This window comes from Bacillus sp. SIMBA_154, from assembly GCF_046536015.1.
Classification (GTDB): Bacteria; Bacillota; Bacilli; order Bacillales; family Bacillaceae; genus Bacillus; species Bacillus pumilus_P.
Genome location: NZ_JAWJBV010000696.1, coordinates 1 through 233, shown reverse-complemented (window position 1 = coordinate 233; position 233 = coordinate 1). Strand labels below are relative to the sequence as shown.

The 233-nt window shown below is 38.2% G+C and carries 1 protein-coding gene; it reads left to right on the top strand.

Annotated elements, in window-relative coordinates:
- Positions 1 to 233: condensation domain-containing protein (locus R0K30_RS23655; RefSeq protein WP_410613486.1), on the top strand; the 233-nt coding region annotated here is incomplete at both ends.

The window sequence follows — 233 nt, the reverse complement described above, 5'->3', positions numbered from 1 at the left end:
ACCAAGACTATCCATTCGACCGGCTTGTGGAGAAATTAAATGTACAGCGGGAAACAACCGGAAAGTCTCGGTTTAATACGATGTTTGTGTTTCAAAACATTGAATTTCATGAAATCCGGCACAATGAATGTACATTTAAAGTGAAAGAACGAAATCCAGGGGTCTCTTTATATGATTTGATGCTCACGATCGAAGATGCCGGTCAACAGATAGAGATGCATTTTGATTATAAA